The organism is Micromonospora sp. NPDC051196 (assembly GCF_040682415.1).
Classification (GTDB): Bacteria; Actinomycetota; Actinomycetes; order Mycobacteriales; family Micromonosporaceae; genus Micromonospora.
In genome coordinates this window covers 19,406-37,455 of record NZ_JBFBAY010000013.1, presented here as the reverse complement: position 1 = coordinate 37,455, position 18,050 = coordinate 19,406, and the positions used below count along the sequence as shown (strand labels likewise).

Annotated in this window: 16 protein-coding genes; 2 read left to right on the top strand and 14 right to left on the bottom strand. The window is 72.4% G+C overall.

Annotated features, from left to right (window positions below; genetic code table 11):
* Positions 1-105 precede the first annotated feature (105 nt).
* From AB0M35_RS22710 to pepN, 9 genes are all read right to left on the bottom strand, one after another.
* A complete protein-coding gene (locus AB0M35_RS22710; protein ID WP_363747641.1) occupies positions 106-648 on the bottom strand; it encodes a hypothetical protein in 543 nt (180 codons plus the stop codon).
* The gene (gene holA / locus AB0M35_RS22705; RefSeq protein ID WP_363747797.1) at positions 645-1,625 is read right to left on the bottom strand and encodes a DNA polymerase III subunit delta; all 981 of its coding nucleotides are present in this window, start codon (positions 1,623-1,625) and stop codon (positions 645-647) included. The genes AB0M35_RS22710 and holA overlap by 4 nt, the downstream gene beginning before the upstream one ends.
* 158 nt (positions 1,626-1,783) lie before the next feature.
* Positions 1,784-4,165, bottom strand: a complete 2,382-nt coding sequence (locus tag AB0M35_RS22700) for a ComEC/Rec2 family competence protein (protein WP_363747795.1) — start codon at positions 4,163-4,165, stop codon at positions 1,784-1,786.
* 89 nt (positions 4,166-4,254) lie between these two features.
* Positions 4,255-4,956 (bottom strand): ComEA family DNA-binding protein, encoded by a 702-nt coding sequence (locus tag AB0M35_RS22695; protein WP_363747794.1) that lies wholly within the window; start codon positions 4,954-4,956, stop codon positions 4,255-4,257.
* A gap of 577 nt (positions 4,957-5,533) precedes the next feature.
* On the bottom strand, positions 5,534-6,388 hold the full coding sequence (locus tag AB0M35_RS22690) for a DegV family protein (protein ID WP_363747640.1): 855 nt from the start codon (positions 6,386-6,388) through the stop codon (positions 5,534-5,536).
* A gap of 71 nt (positions 6,389-6,459) precedes the next feature.
* The gene (locus tag AB0M35_RS22685; RefSeq protein ID WP_363747639.1) at positions 6,460-7,143 is read right to left on the bottom strand and encodes a histidine phosphatase family protein; all 684 of its coding nucleotides are present in this window, start codon (positions 7,141-7,143) and stop codon (positions 6,460-6,462) included.
* A complete protein-coding gene (gene rsfS, locus AB0M35_RS22680; RefSeq protein ID WP_363747638.1) occupies positions 7,140-7,544 on the bottom strand; it encodes a ribosome silencing factor in 405 nt (134 codons plus the stop codon). The genes AB0M35_RS22685 and rsfS overlap by 4 nt, the downstream gene beginning before the upstream one ends.
* Positions 7,545-7,653: 109 nt before the next feature.
* The gene (nadD, locus tag AB0M35_RS22675; RefSeq protein ID WP_363747637.1) at positions 7,654-8,250 is read right to left on the bottom strand and encodes a nicotinate-nucleotide adenylyltransferase; all 597 of its coding nucleotides are present in this window, start codon (positions 8,248-8,250) and stop codon (positions 7,654-7,656) included.
* 73 nt (positions 8,251-8,323) lie between these two features.
* Positions 8,324-10,837, bottom strand: a complete 2,514-nt coding sequence (pepN, locus tag AB0M35_RS22670; protein ID WP_363747636.1) for an aminopeptidase N — start codon at positions 10,835-10,837, stop codon at positions 8,324-8,326.
* 69 nt (positions 10,838-10,906) lie between these two features.
* Between pepN and AB0M35_RS22665 the strand changes: the two genes are divergently transcribed.
* On the top strand, positions 10,907-11,125 hold the full coding sequence (locus tag AB0M35_RS22665; protein ID WP_012014682.1) for a DUF397 domain-containing protein: 219 nt from the start codon (positions 10,907-10,909) through the stop codon (positions 11,123-11,125).
* Between the two features lie 63 nt (positions 11,126-11,188).
* Here the strand turns inward: AB0M35_RS22665 and AB0M35_RS22660 are convergent, their stop codons facing one another.
* On the bottom strand, positions 11,189-11,575 hold the full coding sequence (locus tag AB0M35_RS22660; protein ID WP_363747635.1) for a hypothetical protein: 387 nt from the start codon (positions 11,573-11,575) through the stop codon (positions 11,189-11,191).
* Between the two features lie 381 nt (positions 11,576-11,956).
* Between AB0M35_RS22660 and AB0M35_RS22655 the strand changes: the two genes are divergently transcribed.
* Positions 11,957-12,433: a DUF4383 domain-containing protein gene (locus AB0M35_RS22655; protein ID WP_363747634.1), complete on the top strand. Its 477-nt coding sequence runs from the start codon at positions 11,957-11,959 to the stop codon at positions 12,431-12,433.
* A 30-nt stretch (positions 12,434-12,463) separates the two neighbouring features.
* Here the strand turns inward: AB0M35_RS22655 and obgE are convergent, their stop codons facing one another.
* From obgE to AB0M35_RS22635, 4 genes are all read right to left on the bottom strand, one after another.
* Positions 12,464-13,930 (bottom strand): GTPase ObgE, encoded by a 1,467-nt coding sequence (gene obgE, locus AB0M35_RS22650; RefSeq protein WP_363747633.1) that lies wholly within the window; start codon positions 13,928-13,930, stop codon positions 12,464-12,466.
* A 90-nt stretch (positions 13,931-14,020) separates the two neighbouring features.
* Positions 14,021-14,275 carry a 50S ribosomal protein L27 gene (gene rpmA, locus AB0M35_RS22645; protein WP_363747632.1) on the bottom strand — a complete coding sequence of 85 codons (255 nt, stop codon included), beginning with the start codon at positions 14,273-14,275 and terminating at the stop codon, positions 14,021-14,023.
* A gap of 11 nt (positions 14,276-14,286) precedes the next feature.
* Entirely contained in the window at positions 14,287-14,601 is a 315-nt protein-coding gene (gene rplU, locus AB0M35_RS22640) for a 50S ribosomal protein L21 (protein ID WP_013735422.1), read from the bottom strand.
* A gap of 282 nt (positions 14,602-14,883) precedes the next feature.
* Positions 14,884-17,970, bottom strand: coding sequence for an Rne/Rng family ribonuclease (locus AB0M35_RS22635; protein WP_363747631.1), 3,087 nt, complete (start codon positions 17,968-17,970; stop codon positions 14,884-14,886).
* Positions 17,971-18,050: the final 80 nt, after the last annotated feature.

Genomic DNA, 18,050 nt, shown 5'->3' with positions numbered 1-18,050 from the left:
CAGGCGGCCCTGGCTCCGCTGGCCGGCTGGTTGAGCGGCAACCTGCCCCGTACCTGTCGAACAACGGGTTGACGCGGGCGGGCCGGGCAGACCGGTCCGCTGTCGTCATCCGCCGAGAGCTGACCACGCCCCCGGTCCGGCCGTGTCCGCGCCACCACGGGCCCGCGCATCTGCGCCGCCGGCATGATGCCCCGGCCCTGCGCTGTCCGCCCGACGGCCGGCTCGTCCGTCGGGGCCGTCCTGATGGTCGACCGGCTCGACGCCGTCCACCCGCACCACCACGCCGGGCAGGCTGTGCGGCAGCCAGTCGACCCGAGCCCGCCCGACGATCGGTTCCATCTGCCGCCGGAACCGATCGCGTTCCTGCTCGGGTATGGCGGCCGCCGACCGGACCACCGACGCGGCCACCAGGTCGTTGAGCTTGACCATGACGGCCACCGCCGCAGGCAGCACCACGACCGCCCACCATTTGACCAACTCGGCGAGGGTGAGCAGAGCCGCCAACGCGATCGCCCCCTCGAAGAACACGAAGCAGAGCACCCCACCCGGGTTGACGAAGCGCAGCCCGAGCACCCGGGCGTAGAGCGGGCGATACCGCTGCTCGTCGGCCGGGATCGTGGCCCATGAGCCACGGAGGGCTCCGCTCATCTGGCGCCGCCCCGCCGCGCGGCGGCCACCGAGAAGACGGCCCTCTCCAGCGCGTACGCCCGATCATCGGAGCCGCCCTTGACCGCCGCGTTGCACTCGGCCGCCGCCTGCATCGCCTGGACCAGCCCGTCGGGCGTCCAGCCACGCGCCTGCCGCTGAGCCCGTTCGACCTTCCACGGCGGCATGCCCAGGCTGCTCGCCAGTTGGTAGGGGCTGCCCCGCCCGGCGGAGGCGACCCGGGCGACGGTACGGATCCCGTCGGCGAGCGCGTCGGCGATCGGCACCGGATCCACCCCCACGTGCAGGGCCCACCGCAGCGCCTCCAGCGCACCCGGCAGATCACCGACCATGGTGGCGTCGGCCACGGTGAAGCCGCTCACCTCCACCCGGCCCCGGTAGTAGCGGGCCACGGTGTCGGCACCGATCCGCCCGTCGGTGTCGGCGATCAGCTGTGCGCAGGCCGCGGCGAGCTCGCGCAGGTCGTTGCCGACCGCGGCGATCAGCGCCTCGGCGGCGTCGTCGGTGCACCGCCCGCCGGCCCGGCGGAACTCGTCCCGGACGAAGGCCACCCGGTCGCGGTGCCCCTTCAGCTTGGCGGCCGGCATGATCTGGGCACCGGCCGCCTTCAGCCCGTCGGCGAACGCCTTGCCCTTGGCCGCGCCGAGGTGCTGCACGATGAGCTGCACGTCCGGGTCGGGATTCTTCGCGTACGCCAGCAGGGCGGCAACCAGGTCCTTGCGGGCGTCCTGACCGGACCGCAGCACCAACACCCGGCGACCGCCGAACAGCGACGGGCTGAGCATCTCGTCGATCTCGCCGACGCTGAGCTGACCGGCCTGGTACTCGCGCACGTCCGCTTCCGGGTCGGCGGCCCGGGCGGTGGCGACGGTTTGGGCCACCGCACGCGTGGCGAGCAGCTCCTCGTCGCCGAGGACGAGCACAATAGGAGCGGCACTGGCGGCGGTCACGCCGCCCATATTCGCACGCTCGGCGGCCCGGTCCAGTCCGGTCGACCGCACCGCGCGGGCAGACCCCGCACACAGCGCAAATCCCGACATACATCCAATTTGCCGCCTATCCCCATAAACTAGAGTCAATTTGCGACTTCTTCCGAGCCTGCGATGCTGAACGTGTCTCATGGTTTGGTCCGGCTCAGATCGACGCCGCCAGGCACCACAGCCAGCCCGGCCGCGTCGAGCACCACCGCCACGTCCCCGTCGATGTCGGTACGCAACACCCGTGCCCCGCCCCGGGCCAGGCGGGCCAGCACGGCATCGCTCGGATGCCCGTAGGTGTTGCCCGCGCCCACCGGCACCAGGGCGACCGCCGGCCTGATCGCGTCCAGGAAGGCCGGATCCTGGTACGCGCTGCCGTGGTGGGCGACCTTCAACACGTCGGCCCGCAGCCGGTGTGCGGGTAACTGTTCCCGCAGCGCCTGCTGCTCCTCCGTCTCGGCGTCGCCGGTAAGCATGATCCGCACCCCGGCCACCGTGGCGAGCAGCACCAACGAGTTGTTGTTCGGGTCCGACCGGGTGCCCCGCATCGGGTAGGGCGGTCCGACGACGACAAGGTCGACCGCGCCTGTCTGGTACCGCCACCCTGCCGGGGCGGCCACCAACCGGGTGCCGTGGGCGTTGGCGGTGTCGTGGACCTGGTCCCGCCCGGTTGCCGGCTCCGGCCACTGCGGAGTCAGCACCAGGTCGACCCGACGCCCCCGGAAGACTCCCGCCATGCCACCGGTGTGGTCGACGTGGAAGTGGCTGACCACGAGCAGCGGCACCCGGCGGACGTCGAGCCGGCGCAGGCAGGCGTCCGCCGCCGCCGGATCGGGGCCGGTGTCGACCACGACCGCCTGCCCGGGCGCCACCGGCAACACCACGGTGTCGCCCTGGCCGACGGCGCAGACCGCGATGACCCAGCCCTTCGGCGGCCACCCCGGCGCGATCACCCGCACCGGCACGGTGCCGAGCATCACCGCGACCGTGCACACCGCGACCAACCGGCGCACCACCGGCCGCCGGGCGGCGATCAGCAGGGCCACGGTCAGCCCTGCCAGCAGCAGCGCCCCGGTCGCCCCGCCGGGCCAGGGCAGGTTACCCATCGGCATGCGGGCGCCGTACCGGGCGACCAGCACCAACCACCACGCCGGCCAGTGCGCCAGCCAGGCGGCGACCTCGGCGCCGAACGGCCAGACCGGCGACACCGTCGCGGCCACCACACCGAGCACCGTGGCCGGGGCGATCGCCGGCACCACGAGGAGGTTGGCCGGCACCGCGACCAGACTGATGGTGCCCGACAGACCGGCGATCACCGGCGAACAGGCCAACTGCGCGGCGGCCGGCACCGCCAGGGCCTCCGCTGCGCCCGGTGGTACGCCACGCCGTCGCAGCCCGTCACGCCAGCTCGGTGCGAGCAGCAACAGGCCACCGGTGGCCAGCACCGACAACGCGAAGCCGGCGTCACCGGCCAGGTCGGGATCGACCAACACCAGCACCGCCACGGCGGCGGCCAGCGCCGGCACCGCCGCTCGGGGTCGGCCGGCGGCCAGCGCGGCGAGCCCGATCGCGCCCATGGTGGCCGCCCGGACCACACTCGGCGAAGGACGGACCAGGATGACGAAACCCACCAGGGCCAGCCCGCAGAGTACGGCGGCCAGGGCGGGCCCGGCACGAGCCCAGCGGGCCACCAGCAGCACCGCTCCGACGATGATCGCGACGTTGGACCCGGATACCGCATTGAGATGCGTCATTCCCGTTGCGCGGAAGTCCTCCTCGACCGCGTCGGGCAGTCGGCTGGTGTCGCCTACCACCAGCCCGGGCAGCAGGCCGCCCGGCTCGTCCGGCAACGGCGCACAAGCCTGTTGCAGGCCGGCACGGAGCCGGCCGGCGGCCCGTTGCAGGGCCGAGGGTGCCCCGTGCAGGTCGGGCGGGCCGGAGGCGAGCAGCACGGCAGCGGTCAGGTCGCCACCGCGCGGTTCGGTCAGCCTGCCCTCGACCGTGAACCGCTGGCCGGGCAGCAACTCCCGCCACGCCGGGTCGTCGGCGAGGACCAGCACGCGGGCCGGTACGGTGACCTGCTGCCCCGCCGGGCCGGTGACGGTCACCAGTTCGGCGCGTACCAGCAGGGTGGGCGGGCGGCCCACGATGCCGCCGCGTACCGGTCGTGGATCGTCCCGGACGACCAACTCGGCGGTGACCTGGGCCCGGTCGTCGACCAGTGCGCGTAGCGGCTCGGCGTCGCGTACGGCCAGCCGGGCCGAGGTGGCGGCGGCGCCGCAGACCACGCCGATCAGCACCGCCACCACGATCCAGCCGTAGCGGCGGGCGGCCGGGCCGGGGCGGCCGGCGATTCCGAGCAGGTGCATTGCCGCCAGCCCGGCCAGACCGGCCGCGCCAGCGGCCAGCAGCAGCGCCCGCCTGGCGTCGACGTGCAGCCCGGCCAGGGCGGTGAGCCAGGCCGCCACGGCCAACCCGGCCAGCCGCAGATCGGGGATGTGGGCACCGCCCAGGCCGACGATCGCTCCGGCGGCCCCGAAGGTGCCGTCGCCCGACCGCACCGGCCCGGCCACCGCAGAGGTGGGCCGGGACGAGCGTGCCCCGTCCGTCGTCACACCGTCACCAGGTCTTTGAGTTCCTCGTACCGTGCGTCGCCGATGCCGTTGACCTGGCGTAGGTCGCTGACGGACCGGAAGCCGCCGTGCTCGTCGCGGTGCTCGATGATGCGTCGGGCGAGCACCGGCCCCACCCCGGGCAGCGTTTCCAGTTGGGACTGGCTCGCGGTGTTGAGATTGACCCGGCCGCCCGCACCGGGGTCGGCACCCGCCACCGGACCCGAACCTGGCGCCGCCCCCACGGCCGGGGTGGCGGCCGCCACGCCGACCAGGATCAACTCGCCGTCGGCGACCTTGCGGGCCGGGTTGAGCATCGCCACGTCCACTCCGGGCAACGCCCCGCCGGCCGCCTCGACGGCATCGGCGACCCGCGCACCGGCCGGCAGTCGTACCAGCCCGGGACGACGGACCTTGCCCGCCACCGCGACCACCACTTCGCCGGTCGTCCCGTCGGCCGGCTCATCCATCGGGCTGTCCGACGGGCCCGGCGTGGGCGCAGCGGTCACGGCGCTGACGGGCTCGACCCGTGGCCGGGACCGCCAGGTCCAGCCGGCGGCGGCGAGCACCACCAGGACCGCGATGACCGCCAGTGCCCGAACTCCCCGCCGACCCGGATCGAAGGCGCCCGGCCCCGGCAACCGGGACACCGGTGGGGCCTCGGCTGCGTCGCGCCCTGGCCCGGACGGCAACTCGGTCAACGGCTCCGGCCCGGCCAGCGGCTCGGGATCAGTCCACCCTGGCCGGGCCGACCGGCTCGGCCCGGCCACGCTCGGCCCGGCCGTGGCCGACGCGAGTGGTTCGCGGCCGACGGTGGCGGAACGAACGGGCAGGGACACCGTCGGCCAGTCCAGCGCTGTGGGCGGGACCGGCGCGACCGACGACGCCGGGTCGAGGCCGCGCATCGACGCCCAGGGGCTGTTCGAGGTGTCGGGCTCGACCGAAGGGGCGCCGGGCACGGCTGTCGGCGGTACGTCGGCACCGTGCTCGGGCGCGCCGGGCATCAGTCGCCACAGGCGCGCCCGTACCGCCGTCTCCTCGTCTTTGGACACGGCACGAGGCTAGGATGAGCGGGCCGTCTCCCGTCGGGCCTGAGCGCTTCGCTGTGGACAACCGGCGCTCTGTGGACAACGCCCTGATCATGCCCACGATGTGCTAGGCCGATTCCGGGTCGAGGCCGAGAACGGAACGTCCGGTGAGGGGTCGGTGCCGTTGCGCCAGATCAGCAGCGCGTGCGGCGACCGCCTCCCGCCACCACAGGACATCCGCAACCTTCACTCACGCTTCGGGCCGTCTGTGGATCACGACGCAGGCGAGGCCGGGCCCGACATGGGCGGCGACGGCCGCGCCGGCCTCGGTGACGTACGCGTCGTGCAGCCTGTCGCCGAACCGAGCCGTCAGCGCCCCGAGCAGATCCTCGGCGCGTTGCGGCGCGGCGAGATGGTGGACGGCGAGATCCACCTGTGCGTCGCCGGCCGCCTCGACGGCAAGGTCGACCAGCCGCGCCACCCCTCGACTGGCGGTACGCACCTTGTCCCGCAGCACGATGCCGCCGTCGGGCATGTGCAGGATCGGCTTGACCGACAGCGCCGTGCCGAGCAGTGCCTCAGCCGCGTTGATCCGACCGCCCCGGCGCAGCAACTCCAGCGTGTCGACGTAGAAGAAGATGGTGGTACGCCCAGCCGCGTCGACCGCTGCGGCGCGTACGCCCGCCAGATCCGCACCTTGGGCGGCGGCCCGGGACGCGGCGATGGCCGGGAAACCCAGGCCCATCCCGCAGGAGCGGCTGTCCACCACCGTCACCCGCCCGCCGAACTGCCCGGCCGCCAACTCGGCGGCCTCCACGGTGCCGGAGAGCCCGGCCGACAGGTGCACCGAGACGATTGCTTCCGCGCCGGCGTCCAGCAGGCTGCGGTAAGTCCGGACGAACTGCTCGGGCGACGGACGCGAGGTGCTCACCGAAACCCGCCGCGCGCTCAGGGCACGGGTGGCGTCGGCGGGGAAGACGTCCACCCCTTCCAGCCCTTCGACGCCGTTGAGCACCACGGTCAACGGCACCACGGTCAACTGGTACGCCCGCATCAGTTCAGGCGGAAGGTAGGTGGTGGAGTCGGTCACGACCGCGACGGGCATGCCGGCACGGTAGCGGATCGCGCCGGTCGGCCGCCCGACCGGTTCGCGGCAGGCGGCGTCTGCTGACCCCGTCAGACCGACTCGGCGGAGACCGCCGCACCGGGCCCCGCGGAAGCTGACGGCCCGACGGACGCTGACGGCTCGGCGGGCACCGTGATCCGGCCGACGTTGTGGGCCCGCAGGTGCCAGCCCTGCCCGGCGTCGTGACGCAGTTCGGTCCAGTGGCAGTTGCGCAACGAACCGAGGGTGCGCAGCACGGTATGGTCCCAGCCCAGCAGTTGCCCGCAACCCTGCCGCGCCGCGCCGCCATGGGTGGCGACGACGATCGTGCCGCCGGCCATCTCGTCGGCGATCTCGTGCAGCGCGGTGCCGATCCGCTTGCCCAGCTCGTCGAGGGGTTCGACGTCCGCGCCGGGAGCCGGATCGCCGGCCCGCCATCGGGCGTACTCGTCGGGGAACCGCTCGGCGACCTCGGTGAGCAGCAGCCCCTGCCACCGGCCGAAGTAGCGTTCCCGCAGCCGGGCGTCGGTGCGCACCGGCAGGCCGGTGAGCGCGGCCAACGCGGCGGCGGTGTCCGCCGCCCGGCTCAGGTCACTGGCGACGATGGCGTCCGGGCGCAGCGCGGCGAGCAGCGGTGCGGCCTCGCGGGCCTGCTCCCGGCCCAGGTCGTTGAGGGGTACGTCGGTCTGCCCCTGGACCCTGCTGGCGGCGTTCCAGTCGGTGTTGCCGTGCCGCCAGACGAGCAGCCGGGTCACTCGCCCGATCCGGCGGCGGCCTCGACGCGAGCCAGGTCCCGGTCGACGAACGGGATGGTCGGGCAGTCCTTCCAGAGCCGGTCGAGGGCGTAGAACTCGCGCTCCTCGGTGTGCTGGACGTGCACCACGATGTCGACGTAGTCGAGCAGCACCCAGCGCCCGCCACGCTCGCCCTCACGACGCACCGGCTTCGCCTTCTCCGGCAGGTCGAGCAGGGCTTCCTCGATGGCGTCGACGATGGCCAGCACCTGCCGCTCGTTCGACGCGGCGGCGAGCACGAACGCGTCGGTGATGGCGAGCTGGTCACCCACGTCGATGATGACGATGTCCTGAGCCTTCTTGTCGGCCGCGGCCTGGGCGGCGGTGATCGCCAGCTCGTAAGCGCGCTCGGAAACTGTCACCGTTCTCCTTCGATCAACCGTGCGATACCCAAGCCTCTCACACGGCCCGCGAGTGCGACCTGCCAGTTTCAGCCCAGAAACGGCATGATCCAACCCATAAGCGGACGGATCACCCCTGATAGAGACGCCGTTTTGCGATGTACTGCACCACACCGTCCGGCACCAGATACCAGATCGGCTCACCGCGGGCGACCCGCGCCCGGCAGTCGGTGGACGATATCGCCATCGCCGGCACCTGCACCAGGCTGACCGTGTCGGCGGGCAGATGTGCGTCGGACAACGCGAATCCCGGCCGGGTCACCCCGATGAAGTGGGCGAGTTCGAAGATCTCGTCCAGATTCTTCCAGCTCAGGATGCGTTCCAGTGCGTCCGCGCCGGTGATGAAGAACAGCTGCGCCTTCGGGCCGTACATCGCGCGCAGGTCCCGCAGGGTGTCGACGGTGTAGGTCGGGCCACCCCGGTCGATGTCCGCCCTGCTCACCTGGAAGCGCGGGTTGGATGCGGTGGCGACCACGGTCATGAGGTAACGATCCTCGGCCGAACTGACCGGAAGATCCTCCTTCTGCCACGGCTGGCCGGTCGGCACGAAGATCACTTCGTCGAGCCCGAACCGGTCCGCGACCTCACTGGCCGCGACAAGGTGCCCGTGATGAATCGGGTCGAACGTGCCGCCCATGATCCCGATGCGCCGGATGTCTTCGGTCACCCCATGATCGTAGTCTGAGCCGGCCTCATCTCAGGCCGAGCATGACGGACAGCACTCGACCCGCCACCAGAGGTCAGGCAATCGTCGCGGCCATCGCCGTCCGCGCCACCAGAGCACGACGCAGGTCGTCGTCGGCGTCGCTGATCACCCGGCGCAGCCCGGACGTGAGGTCGTCATGGGACAGCAGCGTCGCGGCCGCCTCCCGGGTGGTCTGCGCCACGGCGTAGCGGGGGAAGGCCAGCTTGGCCACCTCGTCGGCCACCCAGGGCGTACGCAGCCGCGCGGCGGCCGGCATGTCGGCGAAGTAGCGCGGCACGTAGTCCGCGGTCAACTCCGCCTGCTCGGGCTGCCAGAAACCGGCCGCAGTCGCCTCGACCAGCCGGTTGGACAGCTCCGTGTTCGCCACGATGATCTCCCACGCGGCTTGCTTGGCCGCCGGATCGGGCAGGGCGGCGCGGCATCGGGCGGCGCGCTCCGCACCGGCGGCGCTCGGGTCGGCCGTCGCCGCCGCCTCGATCTCGGCCGCACCCGCCGCGCCCAGCGCCACCAGCCGGCCGAGGATCGCCCAGCGTAGTTCGGTGTCGACCGCCAGGCCGTGCGGCACGCCCCGACCGCCGAGCCAACCGGTGAGCAGGGCGACGTCGGTGGTCGCGGCGAGCAGACCCCGCGCGGCGGCCAACTGCAACGACCCGCCGGCGGGGGCCCCGTCGAGCATCCGGCGGCAGGCCTTGTCGATGATCGCCAGCGCGGTCTGTCGCATCGACGGGTCGAGGTAGCGGTCGACCAGCGAACGACTCAGGGCCAGCACGTCCTCGGCGATGATCACCTCGGTCTCGGTGGGCAGCGCCACCCCGATCAGCTCCACCACCGTCATGACCGACCGCTCACCATCGGTCGCCGCGTCCAACGCCTCGCCCCACAGCAGCGCGCGCGGCAACGGGTCGGCCAGCCGGGGCAGCAGCAGGGGCACCGCGTCGGCCGAGGCGGCATCGAGACGGATCTTGGCGAAGGTGAGGTCGCCGTCGTTGGGCAGCAGGACGGCCGACGCCGGCTCACCGGTCAACTCGGCGAGCACCGTACGGCCACCATCGACCTCCGGGTCCAGGTCGACCTCGATCCGGTCGGCGCTGCCGTCGACGGCGTACCGACCCACGCCGATGCGGTGCGGACGCAGCACCGGATGCGTCGACGGCGCGGTCTGCGTGACGGCCACTTCCCGGTAACGACCATCGGCGTCCACGGCCACCTCGGCCCGCAACGTGTTGACCTGGGCGGTACGCAACCACGCCTGCGCCCAGCCGGCCAGGTCCCGCCCACTCGCCGAGCCGAGGCTGGCGAGGAGGTCGGCCAGGGTGGCGTTGCCGAACCGGTGCCGGGAGAAGTGGTCGTTCAACCCGGCCAGGAAGGGCTCGTCGCCGAGCCACGCCACCAGTTGTTGCAGCACGCTGGCGCCCTTGGCGTACGAGATGCCGTCGAAGTTGAGTAGTGCCTCGGCGGCGTCGGACACCTGCTCCGGTGCCACCGGGTGAGTGGAGGGTCGCTGGTCGGCGGCGTACCCCCACGCCTTACGGCGCAACGCGAACGTCGTCCAGGCCTGGTCGAACCGGGTCGCCTCGGCGGTGACCCGGGTGCCGAGGTACTCCGCGAACGACTCGTTGAGCCACAGGTCGTCCCACCACCGCATGGTGACCAGGTCACCGAACCACATGTGGGCCATCTCGTGGGCGATGGTGGTGGCTCGCAGCTCACGCTGAGTGTCGGTGACCGCCGAGCGGAAGATGTAGTCGTCGCGGAAGGTGACCAGCCCCGGATTCTCCATGGCCCCGGCGTTGAACTCCGGCACGAACGCCTGGTCGTACTTGCCGAACGGGTAGCGCTCGTCGAAAAGCTGGTGGAAACGGTCCAGGCACTGCTTCGTGACGGTGAAGATCTCCTCGGTGTCGGCGTCCAGATGCTCGGCCATGGACCGCCGGCAGTAGATGCCGAGCGGAACACCGTCGTGGTCGTCTCGGCGGACGTGCCAGGGCCCGGCGATCAGGGTGAACAGGTACGTCGCGATCGGCAGGGTGGGGGCGAACTCCCAGCGCCCGGGGCTCGGGCTGGCGGCCAACTCGGCGTTGGCCGCGACCGTCCAGTGTGGCGGTGCGGTGACCGACAGGGTGACCGGCGCCTTCAGGTCGGGCTGGTCGAAGGCGGCGAAGATGCGCTGCACGTCGTCCAGGAACGACATCGCGTACAGGTAGGTCTCGCCGTCGGCGGGGTCGACGAAGCGGTGCATCCCCTCGCCGGTGTTGGTGTACGCCATCTCCGCGTCGACGGTCAGCGTGTTCTCCTCGACCAACTCGGTCAGGGGTAGCCGGTTGTCGTCCAGCCCGGCGGGGTCGAGGTCGACGCCGTTGAGGCGTACTCCCAGCAGTTTCGCGGGCTTGACCTCGGCGAAGGTCTCGGTGCCGGTGGCGGTGAACCGGATCGTGACCTGCGACCGGAACCGCTCGCCGCCCTCGGTCAGGTCGAGGTCCACGTGATACGACACGACGGCGATCGACGCGCCACGCGCGGTCGACTCTGCACGGCTCAGGCTCGGCATCCGCTTATCCTGCCGGATGGGGTCGCCAGCGGGCGCCCCCATTTACCCCCGAGGTTGGAGGACTGGACCATGACAACGCACCCCAAGGGCGACTTCGATCTCTCTCGCGCGGTCTGGCAGCGGGCCGAAGGCGACACCTCCGAAGCCGCCGTGGAGGTCGCCTTCGTCGACGATCTGATCGGCATGCGCAACTCCGCCGAGCCGGACGGCCCGGTGCTGGTTTTCACCCAGGCCGAATGGGACGCCTTCGTCGCGGGCGCCCAGGACGGAGAGTTCGACCTCGACTGACCGACGGGCCGTGTTGCCCCGGTCGGCGGGCTCGACCCCGCCGTGCCGGACCGGGGCGAACCGTCAGACGACATCGCCGTCGCCCCAGCCCAGCCCGCCGGGCCCTGGCGCGTGATGGAACCCCGGATGACCGGCGACGTCGACGCAGCGTTCGCCGTCGGGGCCGACCGCCCCGCAGAACAGCCGCTCGGCCCGCCGCCAGTCGCCCGCCGGGGACACTGCGGACGCGCCGAGCGCGAACTCGACCCGTAACACGCTCAGCGCCTCCGCGTATCCGACCGCCGTTTCCCGGGCAGCCGCCAGATCGGGGGCGGTGAACCCGAGGTGCGCGGTGTAGCAGCGATCCGCCCGCACCACCCGCCGAGTCGGCGCGATCAGCGGCGGGTCGCCACCGCCACGCAGTGCCCCGGCCATCAACCGCCGCCAGTGTGCCGGCCTGTTGTCCCGCATGTGTCCTCCCCCGCGTGGCCGCCGGCCACCTGCCGCACTCCGCACGCCGACTCTCCGGCCGGAGCCGGACAGGCCGGTGCGGTGCACACCGCCCGGGTGGGCGGCACCGCCGACGCTGACCGCAGTGAACCAGGTTCGTCGGCTCCCGGGAGGGGCCAGTTGGCCCACGCCGCCGCGTCCGCGACCCGACGACCGGTCCCGCCCGGCGTCAGACGTCAGGCCGGGTGGCCCTGCCGGCCTTGCCTGATTGGTCGTTTCGCTGCGCGACCACCGCTGCCCTACGACAATTGAGGACCAACGGGCCAGCGAGATCGCCATGCGCGGTGCGCAGCTCGCCGCCCCTCGGCCGCGGGCGTATCCAGATCCACAGGGGTGACATCAATGGCGCATCAGGCAGGTCGCGGTCGGCCAGGACGCAGCCGCGTCCAACTCGCCGCCCTGGCCGTGGCAGGCCTCTTCCTGATCCTCGGCGTAGCTGGCTTCATCCCCGGCATCACCACCGGCTGGGGCGACATGACCTTCGCCGGACACCACTCCGGGGCGAAGTTGTTCGGCGTGTTCCAGGTGTCGATCCTGCACAACCTGCTGCACCTCGGCTTCGGCCTGATCGGTCTGGTGCTGGCCCGCCGGCTGGCCGGCGCGCGGATCTTCCTGGCTGCCGGCGGTGCGGTCTATCTCGCCCTGTGGCTGTACGGGTGGGCGACCGAGGACGACAGCACGGCCAACTTCATCCCGGTCAACGGTGCCGACGACTTCCTGCACCTGGGACTCGGCTTCGGCATGCTGGCCCTGGGCCTGTTGCTGTCCAACAACATCGGCACCGGCGGTCGACTCGACGATCCCATCGACCGCCCCTGACGCATCAGGTCCCGGTGAGGTCCGGTCGGCTTACTCGACGTCGTCCGCCTCGATGGTCGCCGCAGCCTCGGGTGCCGCCTCCACCTCGTCGGCGGGCCGCTGCCGGCGCGCCTTCCGGGCCGCCAGCCGCTCGGCCGCGCTGGCCCGGGTCGACTTCTCCTCCAGCCGGATGTCACGACCCCGGGCCCCCGGTACGAACTCGGCGCCCGCGTAGAGGGTCGGCTGCCAGTCGAACTCCCGCTCGGCGATGCGGACCAGGTCACCCGGCTGGGCACCCGCCTTGGCCAGCTGGTCCTCGACGCCGAGGCGAGCCAGCCGGTCGGCGAGGTAGCCCACCGCCTCGTCGTTGTCGAAGTTCGTCTGGCGCACCCACCGCTCGGGTCGGACGCCACGCACGGTGTACGAGCCGTCCTGCTCCGCCTCGATGGTGAAGCCGGCATCATCGACCGCCTTCGGCCGGATCACGATGCGGGTCGGCTCGGCCGGCGGCGCAGCCGCCCGGGCCTGCTCGACCAACTCCGCCATGGCGTAGGTGAACTCCTTGAGCCCTTCCCGGGTGGCCGCGGACACCTCGAAGACCCGCAGGCCGCGCGCCTGCAGGTCGGGCCGGACGATGTCGGCCAGGTCACGCCCGTCGGGCACGTCGACCTTGTTCAACGCAACCAACCGGGGCCGGTCGGTCAGCCCGCCGTACGCCTCCAGCTCCGCCTCGATGGTGTCGATGTCGGCCAGCGGATCCCGACCGGGCTCCAAGGTCGCGGTGTCGATGACGTGCACCAGCACGGTGCAGCGCTCGATGTGCCGGAGGAACTCCAGACCCAGGCCCTTGCCGGTGGCCGCGCCGGGGATGAGACCGGGCACGTCGGCCACGGTGAACGTGTGGTTGTCGACCCGGACCACACCGAGGTTGGGTACCAGGGTGGTGAACGGATAGTCGGCGATCTTCGGCTTGGCCGCGGAGATCACCGAGATCAACGACGACTTGCCGGCCGACGGGAAGCCCACCAGGCCGACGTCGGCGACGCTCTTGAGTTCCAGCACCACGTCCAACTGCTCGCCCGGCTCGCCCAGTTCGGCGAAGCCGGGCGCCTTCCGGCGGGCGTTGGCCAGCGAGGCGTTGCCCCGACCGCCACGACCGCCCCGGGCCACCTCGAAGGTGCTGCCGGCACCCACCATGTCGGCGAGCACCGTGCCGTCCAGGGTCTGCACGACCGTCCCGTCGGGCACCGTGAGCACCAGGTCCGCGCCGTTGGCGCCGTCCCGGTTGGAGCCGGCGCCACCGCGACCGTTCTGTGCCTTGACGTGCGGGCGGAAGTGGAAGTCGAGCAGCGTGTGCACCTGCGGGTCGACCACCAGGGAGACGCTGCCGCCGTGCCCGCCGTTGCCCCCGTCGGGCCCGCCGAACGGCTTGAACTTCTCCCGGTGGATCGAGACACAGCCGTGCCCGCCGTCGCCGGCCTGCAGGTGCAGGACGACCCGGTCAACGAACGTAGTCACGCCGCAATCCTTCCAGCGGGGGCCGCCCCCGCACCTGAAATGGCGAAGCGGGCCGGGACATCAGGTCCACGGCCCGCTTCTGCCGATGAGCTACTGCTGCGGCACGATGCTGACGGTCTTACGACCGCGCTTGGTGCCGAACTGGACCGCACCTTGGGCCAGCGCGAAGAGCGTGTCGTCGCTGCCGCGGCCGACCAGGTCACCGGGGTGGAACTTGGTGCCGCGCTGCCGGACGATGATCTCGCCCGCGCTGACGACCTGACCACCGAAGCGCTTCACGCCGAGCCGCTGGGCCGCGGAGTCCCGGCCGTTACGCGAGCTGGATGCACCCTTTTTGTGAGCCATCTTGAGACGACCTACTTCCCGCTGGAGATGCCGGTCACCTTGACCTGGGTCAGCGGCTGGCGGTGACCCTGGCGCTTGTGGTAGCCGGTCTTGTTCTTGAACTTGTGGATCCGAATCTTCGGGCCCTTGGTGTGCGCGGCGATCTCGCCGGACACCTCGACCTGAGCGAGCTTCGCCGCGTCGGTCACCAGGTCGTCACCGTCGACGAGGAGCACCGCGGCGAGCTTCACCGCGTCGCCGGGGGCACCGACGAGCTTCTCGACCTCGATCACGTCGCCTTCGGCGACCTTGTACTGCTTGCCGCCGGTCTTGACGATCGCGTACATCGGAGGCGCACTCCCTGTCGTTGAGGCTGCTAGCGTCTTTCCCACCGTTGCCGGTCGGTCGTCCCCTCGGCGGCTCGCCGGGTAGCAGAGGCACGGCGGCGCGGGCACGCGGGAACTCGGCACACAAAGGTGCGCCGCAGGCAAGCGTACGCCATGCCTGCCTCGCGCCCCAAACCGCCCCCGCCCAACCGCGAGCAACGGGTCGTCTCGGGACCAAGCGGGCCCAGGCACCGACGCGCCGCAGCCCCTCCCGCCGGGGAGGGGCTGCGGCGTCCGGTCAGGTCAGGGCCGGGTACGGCGCCGAGCGCCAGTCCGGCGGGAGCGACGGCGCCCGGAGCCGCCCTCGTCCTCGTCGTCCTCAGCGAGCGCGTCCGGGTCGTCCGGCGCGGCCAACCGGGCGGACTCACCCTGCTGGCTGTCGGCGACGTCCGGCGCGGCCGGGGTCTCCGTCTCGTAGCGCGACAGGTCGTAGCCCATGGTGTCGTGGTAGCCGGCGTCCACGCTGCTCGTGCTGTCGGCCTCGGTGACCTCCACCACGGTCCGCTCGGCCGCAGCGCTCTTGCGAGCCCGGCGCCGGGACGACGAAGCGGTCGGCTGCTCCGTCGTCGGGGCAGCAGCCGAGGCGACCGCCTTGACCTTCTCCCCGCCGCCGGAGCGGGGCTTCTCCGGCACCGGCTCGGTGTGGATGACCAGGCCTCGGCCCTTGCAGCACTCACAGGTCTCGCTGAACGCCTCCAGCAGGCCCGCGCCGATCCGCTTACGGGTCATCTGCACCAGGCCCAGCGAGGTGATCTCGGTGACCTGATGCTTGGTACGGTCCCGGCCCAGACACTCGGTCAGCCGGCGCAGCACCAGTTCCCGGTTCGACTCCAGCACCATGTCGATGAAGTCGATCACCACGATGCCGCCGATGTCGCGCAGCCGCAGCTGGCGGACGATCTCCTCGGCCGCCTCCAGGTTGTTGCGGGTGACCGTCTCCTCCAGGTTGCCACCGGCACCGGTGTACTTACCGGTATTGACGTCGACCACGGTCATCGCCTCGGTCCGGTCGATGACCAGGTGGCCACCGGAGGGCAGGAAGACCTTGCGATCGAGCCCCTTGAGGATCTGCTCGTCGATCCGGTACTCGGCGAAGACGTCCGTGGTGCCCACGTGCCGACGCAGCCGGGTGACCAGGTCCGGTGAGACGTGCGAAAGGTACGACTCGACCATGTCGTACGACTGGTCGCCCTCGATCACCAGCTCACGGAAGTCCTCGTTGAACAGGTCCCGGACGACCCGGATGACGAGGTCCGGCTCCTCGTAGAGCAGCACCGGCGCGCCACCCTCGGCGGCCTTGGCCTGGATGTCCTCCCACTGCGCCTGGAGCCGCTTGACGTCGCGGGCCAACTCGTCCTCGCTGGCCCCCTCGGCCGCGGTCCGGACGATCACCCCGGCGCCGTCCGGCACCAGCTTCTTCAGCACGTCGCGCAGGCGCTTGCGCTCGGTGTCGGGCAGCTTGCGGCTGATCCCGGAGGCGTTGCCACCCGGTACGTAGACCAGGTGCCGCCCGGAGAGCGCGATGTGACTGGTCAGCCGGGCGCCTTTGTGCCCGATCGGGTCCTTGGTGACCTGCACCAGCACCGAGTCGCCGGACTTGAGCGCCTGCTCGATCGAGCGGGCGCGGCCCTCCAGGCCGGTGGTGTCCCAGTTGACCTCTCCGGCGTACAGCACCGCGTTGCGACCCCGGCCGATGTCGACGAACGCCGCCTCCATGCTCGGCAGCACGTTCTGCACCTTGCCGAGGTAGACGTTACCGGCCATGGTGCCGGCGGAACTGCGGGTGACGTAGTGCTCGACCAGCACGCCGTCCTCAAGGACCGCGATCTGGGTGCGGTCACCACGCTGTCGTACCGCCATCACCCGGTCGACGGCCTCACGGCGGGCCAGGAACTCGGATTCGCTGAGGATCGGCGGGCGGGTACGGCGCTGCTCACGACCGTCCCGGCGGCGCTGCCGCTTGGCCTCCAACCGGGTCGAGCCGGAGACGCCCTGCACCTCGTCGACCGTACGACGTGGCTCCCTGATCTTCACCACGGTAGGCACGCCGTCATCGGCGGCGCCCTCGGTGTCGCTGGCACCCCGCCTACGGCGCCGCCGACGCCGACGGGTCAACCCGTCGCCGCCCTCGCCGTCCTCGTCCGCCTCAGCCTCGTCCGTCTCAGCCTCGGCCTCTTCCGCTTCGTCCGCCTCGGTCGCGACGGCCTCCTCGGCCTCGCCGTCCTCGCCGTCCTCGGCCTCCTCCGCGCCGCCCTTACCGCGTCCCCGGCCCCGGCGACCACGTCGGCGACGCCGCCGACCGGCGGCGCTCTCCTCGTCGTCCTCCTCCTCCGCGGCGGCCTCCTCGACCTCCGCAGTGGGTTCCTCGTCGGCCTCGACCGTCACCACCGGCTCGGCCTCCCGCCGGCCACGACGACGGCGACGGGAAGGTTCGGCCGCTTCCTCGGCGACCTCTTCCTCGGCAGCCAACGCGGCGGCGGCAACGCGGGCAGCGGTGATCTCCTCGGGCGCCATGAACAGCACCGTCGGCGCGGTGAGCGCGGCCCGACGGCGGCGCGACCGCGGCTCCGGCTCGACGGCCGCCTCCGCAACCGGCGGCGGCACAACCGGCGGCGTCTGCGCCGCGCCCCGCACCGGCTCCGCGCCCGGAGCCGGTTCTGCGGCGCCGCCCGTGGTCGGGGTCTCCGCGATCGGCTCGACACTTTCGGTGGGTTCGCCGGCCGGTGCGGCGGCGACGCCCTCGGCCGGAGCGGCTGCGGCTCCGAAGTCGGTCCCGGCGGCAGATCCGGGCGCGTTGTCCGGCTCGGCGGCAACCGGCGGCTCCGCCGGGGTCTCGACCGTCGGCTCGGCCGCCGCAGGCGTGGCCTTCCTGCGCCGGGTACGGGTCACCTTGACCGGCGGTACGACGTCACCGGCGGCTGCTTCGACCTCGGCCGCGGCCAACGGCTCCTCGGTGCTCTTCTGCGCGGTGGTCGCCTTACGGCGTCGCCGTGTGGTCTTGGGGGCGGCGTCGAGGTCGCCGGAGACCGGGGCGAAGACCTCCGCCTGGGGTGCCTCCCCACTACCCACGGCCGGCGCGCCCTGCGCCTCCACCGGGGCGTCGGTCTGTTCGGGCTGACTGGCCGCCGGGGTGGCTCGCCGCCGGGTGGCCCGCCGCCGGGGCGGCGCCTCTCCGGCAGGCGCGCTGGCCAGGTCGGCCGTACCACTCACCGTGCCGGTGGTGTCCTGCGGCGTACCGGCGGCGCCAGCCTCGCTCGCCGCGTCGGTGGTGGGCTCGGCGGCCGGGTTCGCACCGGTCTGTTCGCCGCCCTCGGGCTCGTTCTCGAGCATGGACGTTCTCCAGTTCTGGCTTCCCCGGGCGCGGGTGAGCGCTGCCACGCAGGGATGCCGCAAAAGGTATTTCCCCGGGC

What these genes read in the sequence shown, in the direction of transcription:
- rpmA (WP_363747632.1), bottom strand. Translation starts at nt 14,275, where the DNA reads ATGGCTCACAAAAAGGGTGCATCCAGCTCGCGTAACGGCCGGGACTCC.
- AB0M35_RS22710 (WP_363747641.1), bottom strand. Translation starts at nt 648, where the DNA reads ATGAGCGGAGCCCTCCGTGGCTCATGGGCCACGATCCCGGCCGACGAG.
- AB0M35_RS22655 (WP_363747634.1), top strand. Translation starts at nt 11,957, where the DNA reads ATGGCGCATCAGGCAGGTCGCGGTCGGCCAGGACGCAGCCGCGTCCAA.
- AB0M35_RS22665 (WP_012014682.1), top strand. Translation starts at nt 10,907, where the DNA reads ATGACAACGCACCCCAAGGGCGACTTCGATCTCTCTCGCGCGGTCTGG.
- rplU (WP_013735422.1), bottom strand. Translation starts at nt 14,601, where the DNA reads ATGTACGCGATCGTCAAGACCGGCGGCAAGCAGTACAAGGTCGCCGAA.
- holA (WP_363747797.1), bottom strand. Translation starts at nt 1,625, where the DNA reads ATGGGCGGCGTGACCGCCGCCAGTGCCGCTCCTATTGTGCTCGTCCTC.
- AB0M35_RS22635 (WP_363747631.1), bottom strand. Translation starts at nt 17,970, where the DNA reads ATGCTCGAGAACGAGCCCGAGGGCGGCGAACAGACCGGTGCGAACCCG.
- AB0M35_RS22660 (WP_363747635.1), bottom strand. Translation starts at nt 11,575, where the DNA reads ATGCGGGACAACAGGCCGGCACACTGGCGGCGGTTGATGGCCGGGGCA.
- AB0M35_RS22690 (WP_363747640.1), bottom strand. Translation starts at nt 6,388, where the DNA reads ATGCCCGTCGCGGTCGTGACCGACTCCACCACCTACCTTCCGCCTGAA.
- pepN (WP_363747636.1), bottom strand. Translation starts at nt 10,837, where the DNA reads ATGCCGAGCCTGAGCCGTGCAGAGTCGACCGCGCGTGGCGCGTCGATC.